The 6,463-nt window shown below is 59.6% G+C and carries 5 protein-coding genes and 1 pseudogene; 2 read left to right on the top strand and 4 right to left on the bottom strand.

Going from position 1 to position 6,463, the window contains the following annotated elements; all coding sequences use genetic code 11:
- Window positions 1–4: 4 nt before the first annotated feature.
- Entirely contained in the window at window positions 5–1,525 is a 1,521-nt protein-coding gene (locus DC366_RS11160) for a type I restriction-modification system subunit M (protein WP_108692277.1), read from the bottom strand.
- A gap of 336 nt (window positions 1,526–1,861) precedes the next feature.
- On the opposite strand from DC366_RS11160, the gene DC366_RS11170 reads away from it, so the two are divergent.
- The gene (locus tag DC366_RS11170; protein ID WP_108692279.1) at window positions 1,862–3,154 is read left to right on the top strand and encodes a site-specific integrase; all 1,293 of its coding nucleotides are present in this window, start codon (window positions 1,862–1,864) and stop codon (window positions 3,152–3,154) included.
- 553 nt (window positions 3,155–3,707) lie between these two features.
- Here the strand turns inward: DC366_RS11170 and DC366_RS19875 are convergent.
- Window positions 3,708–3,854: a hypothetical protein gene (locus DC366_RS19875; protein WP_165802888.1), complete on the bottom strand. Its 147-nt coding sequence runs from the start codon at window positions 3,852–3,854 to the stop codon at window positions 3,708–3,710.
- A gap of 116 nt (window positions 3,855–3,970) precedes the next feature.
- On the opposite strand from DC366_RS19875, the pseudogene DC366_RS11175 reads away from it, so the two are divergent.
- Window positions 3,971–4,336, top strand: a pseudogene (locus DC366_RS11175) (transposase); the annotation flags it as partial.
- Between the two features lie 655 nt (window positions 4,337–4,991).
- On the opposite strand, the gene DC366_RS11180 reads toward DC366_RS11175, so the two are convergent.
- Together DC366_RS11180 and DC366_RS11185 are read right to left on the bottom strand one after the other, a co-directional pair.
- Window positions 4,992–5,654 carry a toprim domain-containing protein gene (locus DC366_RS11180; RefSeq protein ID WP_108692281.1) on the bottom strand — a complete coding sequence of 221 codons (663 nt, stop codon included), beginning with the start codon at window positions 5,652–5,654 and terminating at the stop codon, window positions 4,992–4,994.
- A 71-nt stretch (window positions 5,655–5,725) separates the two neighbouring features.
- The coding region (locus tag DC366_RS11185; RefSeq protein WP_133176201.1) for an AAA family ATPase at window positions 5,726–6,463 on the bottom strand (738 nt) is incomplete at its 5' end.

The raw sequence follows: 6,463 nt of genomic DNA on the forward strand, positions 1-6,463 counted from the left end.
ACATTCATAGAAGACCCTCAAGCTGCGTTTCGATCTCTTGCTCCAGTCGCCGCCCCTCGGCGAACTGCGCCCGCAACTCCGCTGTCAGCCGGTCAAACTTCTCCTCGAAGGGCTCGCCGTCCTCTTCGGCCGCGCCTGCGCCGACATAACGACCCGGGGTCAGGACATAGTTGTGTTTAGTGATGTCTTCCAAAGAGGCGGCCTTACAGAACCCCGGCTCGTCTTCATAGGAGCCTGCGTCCGGCTCCCCCCGCCATGCGTGATAGGCGGCGGCGATGCGCACGACCTCTTCTTGTGAAAGTTCCTTTTGCTTGCGCGACCCTGCCACCAGCGCGCCCATCTTGCGCGCATCAATGAACAGCACCTCGCCGCGCCGGTCGCGCAGTTTGGCATCCTTGGCGATGCCGTTGGATTTGTCCTTGGCCAGGATCCAGACACAGGCCGGAATTTGGGTGCCATAGAACAGCTGCCCTGGTAGGGCAACCATAGCATCCACAGCGCCGCCCTCGACCATGGCGCGGCGAATGTCGCCCTCACCACTGGACATGGACGACATGGAGCCATTGGCCATCACCACGCCCGCGATGCCGGTGCTGCCCAGCTTGTCGTAGATGTGCTGCATCCAGGCGAAGTTGGCATTGCCGACCGGGGGCGTGCCGAATGTCCAGCGCCGATCCTCAGCCAGAATGCCACCGCCCCAGTCCGAAATGTTGAAGGGCGGATTGGCCATGGCGAAGTCGAATTTTTCATCTGGGAAGGCATCGCGCAACAGCGTGCCCTGATCGTTCCATTCGATCCGGGCGACGATTCCGCGAATGGCCAGGTTCATGCGCGCCAAGCCGTAGGTCGTATGGTTCAGCTCCTGCCCGTAGATGGCCAGATCCTCGCGCCGCCCGGCATGGTGATCGAGGAACCGCTCCGAGTGCACCATGAAGGAGCCGGAGCCGCAGCAAGGCTCATACATGCGGCCCCTCAGCGGTTCGATCATGTCGACGATCAATTCGACAACGGGCTTGGGTGTGTGGAAGTCCCCGCCGCGCTTGCCCTCATTCGAGGCAAACTCCGAGATGAAGTATTCATAGATCCGACCGATCAGATCGAAATCCTTGCGGGTGCCCTCGAACTCAATGTTCGAGAATAGGTCGATCAGGCCGGTGACGACATGGCCGCCCAGGGCCTCACGACCAAATACCTTGGGCAGGGCGCCCTTTAGCTGCTCATTGTCGGCCTCGATGGCGCGCATGGCATCATCCACCTTGACGCCGATCTTGGGATCTTTGGACTGAGCCGACAGGGTCCGCCAGCGTGCGGCTTCCGGCACCCAGAAGATGCCATCAGCCATGTATTCATCGACATCTTCGGCGACATCCAGGCCCTCGGGCAGAAGCTCATCATACTTCCGCTGGAAAGCAATGGAGATGTAGCGCAGGAATAGCAGTCCCAGGGCCACGTGCTTGTATTCGCCTGGGTCCATCGACCCACGCATCTTGTCTGCCGCTGCAAAGAGCGTCTTTTCTATGGTCATTGTGTTGGTCAGCTTGCCTGATAGTGGATTTAAGCCACTATGGGTGGAATGCCGCCGCCACGCAATCGTGTCCCAATTCTCAACCTAACCCATTGGTTTCTATGGGGCAGTAAAGGGCATGTGTGTCCCAAGGGACGTCTTGTATATAAAGGGAAATCCCTCGAAACTGACGGACCTCCTCGGTCCGCCACTTCCCGAACATATCGTCTCTTAAGTCCTTGATCTGCCTGAGTAATTTAGGGGATTCAAGAATTAGGTACGTTTTCTGCATGACATTGTGCATGACAATTTGCATGACGTTGCGCTATACTACTGCTCCATGGGTAGGAGCCTGCCATGCACAAACCTCTGAATCTGACGCTGCGAGGCGAAATTTGGTATCTCGTGAGGCGGATCCCCAAGCGCTATGAGCAGGTCGAGACCCGGAAAAGAATTATCTCCATTTCGCTCGAGTCGGACTCGCACAGGCACGCTAGCCAAAAGGCGCCTCGTGTCTGGGAGGCACAACTCGACCACTGGCAGGCAAAGCTAGACGGGCGAGCATCCGATGCGCGAACGGCATATGAAGCGGTTCGCAAGGTCGCTCAGGACAGAGGCTTTAACTATGTGCCAGTCACCCAGATCGCGGCCCTTCCGGACAATGCGCTGCTAGAAAGAATCGAAGCCATCCGCGAAACGTCTGGTGTAGTTGATCCCGATGAAACCGTTGCCTTGATGGGCACCGCCGAAGCGCCGTTGCTGCTGATGTCGGAAGTTTGGTCCGAATTCTACAAGCTGACGCCAGATCGACGATTGGGTAAGTCCCGTGATCAAATCAGGAAATGGGAAAACCCATTTAAACGTGCTCTCAATAGGTGGATTGCCGTGAACGGTGATGGAGCGTTAACGGCTATCCGGCGTGAAGACTTCTTGTCGTTCCGATCCTTTTGGGTCGAAAGAATCGACCTAGAGGATCGGTCCAACAATACCGCGAACAAGGATTTCGACAAGTTGACCAACGTGCTCCACACGGTGATCGACGGCTTGGGAATCGATTTTATCCCGCCAATTCCTAAAAGGAACTGGCGTCTCCCAAAGGTTGATGCGGTGTCACCCCCTCCGTTTTCATCCGATTGGATTAGGAATCGCCTTTTGGCGGAAGGTGCGCTCGGCGGGCTCAATCCTGAAGCCAGAGCGATTTTGCTGATCTGCATAAACACTGGCGCGCGTCCCTCAGAGGTTGCAACCCTTACACCGGCTAGACTGGCTTTGAATGCGAACGTTCCGCACATTCAAATTCGGGCAGATGGACGTGTCGTCAAGACAAAGAGAGCAATCCGGGACATTCCGCTCGTTGGGGTCGCCCTCGAAGCTGCACGAGAGTTTCCAAACGGCTTTCCTCGCTACCGTGAGACACCGTCCTCGCTCTCAGCCGCACAACTCAAATTCTTGCGGAACAATGGTCTCATGGAATCCGAGGACCACGTGGTTTACAGTCTGCGGCACGCCTTTGAAGATCGGATGCTGAAAGCTAACTTTCCCGAGAGGGCAAAGGCCGACCTCATGGGACATGACATCAACCGTGAACGCTACGGCGCGGGTTTGCCGCTGGCTGACACAGCTGCACTTTTGGCCGACATCTCGTTTTGAGCCGCCAACCACGCGCGGGCGCTAGTCTGCGCGTCGGTCTCCTTCTTCCGTTTCGTAACTGCGACTCCAAGCATTTGCTCCAGTCGCGCCCACACCGGGCTCAAGGCTGCATTATAAGGAAGGGCGCGAGCGATCTTGGACATGGCTGCTTCAATTCGCGCGACATGAGCGGCATCGGCTGACACTGCGAGCGAAGCGGTTGCTTGTTGCGGCCGCCCCTTCTGCGAGTATGTCTTCCGTCCGCGCGTCATGGCGTGCCGTCTCCGTGCGCCGCAAGCTGATAAAAGCAGGGGCGTTCTTGATGCATGTCGATGTGAGGTCACTGGGACCGGGTTGACTGAAGAATACCTCAAAGAACATGATTGTTTCGCCTCCTAATGCGGTCGCTAGCTGTCAAACCTGTGGAAAACTATGGCAAATTACGGAGGACTCACGCTTGGTGAAGCTCCACGCTCTGGGATATTGAAGATGGGTATTGCGGATCCCTGAATACCGCCTCGTGCAGGCTACGTCGGACCCCGGTTTGCCGACCGGCGAGCGATCTGAATTTCTGTCAGTCGGACTCAAGCCCTTCTCTGAGCTGATCCAGCCTTGCCTTCTGCTCGGCATCCCAGTCGGCGCGCAGTCCGGCGACGTAGGTCGCCTCGCTTGCCAGCTGCGCCCGTTCGGTCGCCAGAACAGCCTGCACCGCTTTTGTCACTATCCGCGCAATTTTCCGAATGATGGGCATCGCCGGGCGAATGCGCGTGATCAGGCTTCTGCGCTCCTCTTCCTGCTGCGGCGCGCTAGCGCCCCATCCGAGCTTAGACGCAGCCGCAGGACCGCGACCAGGCTCATGACCGCTGGCGCGAGGTCGCCGACAACCTGCGCGAGCGGTTCCGCGATGTCGCCGAGCTCATGGACGAGGCCGAGCACGACGTGCTGGCCTACATTGCCTTCGACGAGAGCCTGCGCTCGAAGTTGCACAGCACCAATCCACTGGAGCGGGTCAACAAGGAGATCAAGCGGCGCACCAACTTGGTCGGGATCTTCCCGGACCGCGAGGCCGTCATCCGGCTGGTAGGTGCGCTGATGCTGGAGCAGAATGATGAATGGGCCGTCTCACGCCGCTACATGCCGGTGGAAAAGCTGACCGCCATGTGCGACCATGACGATGAGACGGCGATGATTGCCGCTCAGTGAACGAGCGACACCAGCTATGAAGAATCAGGTGGACGCCAGTTCCTACACCACTCCCCGGGACACGGCCACCATCCCATCTACCCGATGCTGCGCCATCCAGAAAAGAGAAGTATGGGCCAGACCGGACCTTGGCTGCCTACTGTATTATTTACTGCCAAGGGCTGGTCAGACACCTACCTTGGTTCGATGGCAAACAGACCCACGCGGCGCTGTTCAACATCAAAGCAGGGCGCCCGGTGAGACGGGCTGCCAGCTTGGTTCAGACAGTAATCCGACCGTCTGCTTCATGTCTTGGCGCGCCGCTGAACCCCACGCCGCCGCCGTTCAGTTTTGTTTTTGGAAAAAGAATTGCGCGAACTGGCCTGACAGGCGTTCTGGCTCAGAGCTTCCCTTCATATAAAATTGGAAAACCAGCGCTATAAAGCATGGCGGCTTACTGGGCGCCGCAGTGTTATCGCCCGCTCTGGTGCAGCGCGCGGCGGAGGTCTTGCGTAATAGTATATGGAGCTAGACGCCGCATTTAGCCCTGACTGAGGCCGTGGCTCGTAAAACTATTTCGCAAACGAACTTGATGAAGCCTGTGGGGCAGGAGAACGCGTGCCAGCTGAAGCGGAACGGGTCCCCAGATACCTCCGGGCTTTCCCGGTATCATCTGCTACCAGAAGCTGGGCCCATCATCTGCCGATGGGAATGGCTGATCGGCCGGATCCTCATCCACAGGGTCCGGCTCAATTTCTCTTTCGGACGGAACGTCAATTCCGGTTTCCATCCTCTGCGGATCGATGCCAATGGATTTCAAGGTAACCAGAACATCGAGCCAATCCTTGCAGACACCCATCGCGCCCTCGATGCGCGACGGTGGAGCAAGGCGCTCGGCGGCAGGCCAGATCGCGCGGAGCTTGTCGTCGAGCAGGCCCCCGGCGGCGTCATTGTCGAAGGCGGAGGACACCGTCTTGCCTCGTCCGTGCTCGCGTAGTGCGGCCTCCGACAATGGACCGAAGCCGCCGCCCGTGCTGACATAGATAGTGTCGCCGCGGCCCTCGATCTCGGCGAGGGCGAGGGCGTCCAGCCCACCTTCGAAGACAACCATCCGGGTGGCGGTGGAGGGGTCGCCAAGCACGCTCACGGTCTTGCGTCCGCCTTTCGCAAAGCGGGCCTTATTCTTTTCGCCATTCTTCTCCCAGCGTTGCTCGAACCCCTGGATGTCGCCGGTCGCGGGGTTTCGGTGCGCGAAGTAAACCCCGCCGAAGGCGCCAGATCTTACATCTTCGCGGAACCGAATGAGCGTCTGGCGGTCGATCCCGCGGGGCCTCTGCATAGGATCGCTGGCGCCCGATAAATGGCGATTCTTCCCATCGGCGGCGCGCGTCGGTATGATCTCCGTCGGGGTTATCGTTTACGGCATGTACAGCCGCAGCCAGTCCGGTTGCGCTGCCCATGAGGTCGCGGAAGGCCGCGCGCGCGCGTCCGAGGGTCCGCGCCGAGGCCAAACCGCAGATCGATATCCGTGGCCGTCTGCGTTGCACGCGCGAGATCCGACATCGCGTTGCCGCCCGCTCCGGCGGCCACGGTCCCGAGGATAAGTCGCTCGGCTGCGCGGCCGGCGAGGGCGTAGGCCAGCTCGTCCTCAAGATCCGAGAGAACCGATTTGCCCGTGGCGTAGGACATCCAAGCCTGCCCGCCATCGCGGGTCAGAACCACGCGCGTGACCCTTCCGATGCCAAGACATGTGCCGACGATCGCGTGGCCGCATTCATGCAGCGCGACCCGGCGCTCCCAAGCTGGATTGGCATCTTCGATGTCACCGCCGAGAGCCCGCTGAAGGTCCTCTACCGTCACCTCGCGCGTCTCGCTCCGGGCGACGCTGCGCGCTTGCCTGAGTGCTCCGTCGACATCTGCAGCCGTCCCGCCGGTGGCGGCACGCACGAGCCGCGCCATCTCGGAGGAGGAGATGCCAGTGCCGAGCCCGTCCCGCAGCATCCGCTCAAGAGCACGCGGTCCGGGGAGGGGGACATTGGCCCGTGCGTCGATCCGGCCTGGCCGCAGGATAGCCGCATCGATCCTGTCCAGATAATTGGTCGTGCAGACGAGCATGACGCCCTCATTTTCGGCCAGACCATCGAGGGC

The sequence above is a fragment of the Pelagivirga sediminicola genome, from assembly GCF_003072125.1.
Classification (GTDB): Bacteria; Pseudomonadota; Alphaproteobacteria; order Rhodobacterales; family Rhodobacteraceae; genus Roseovarius; species Roseovarius sediminicola.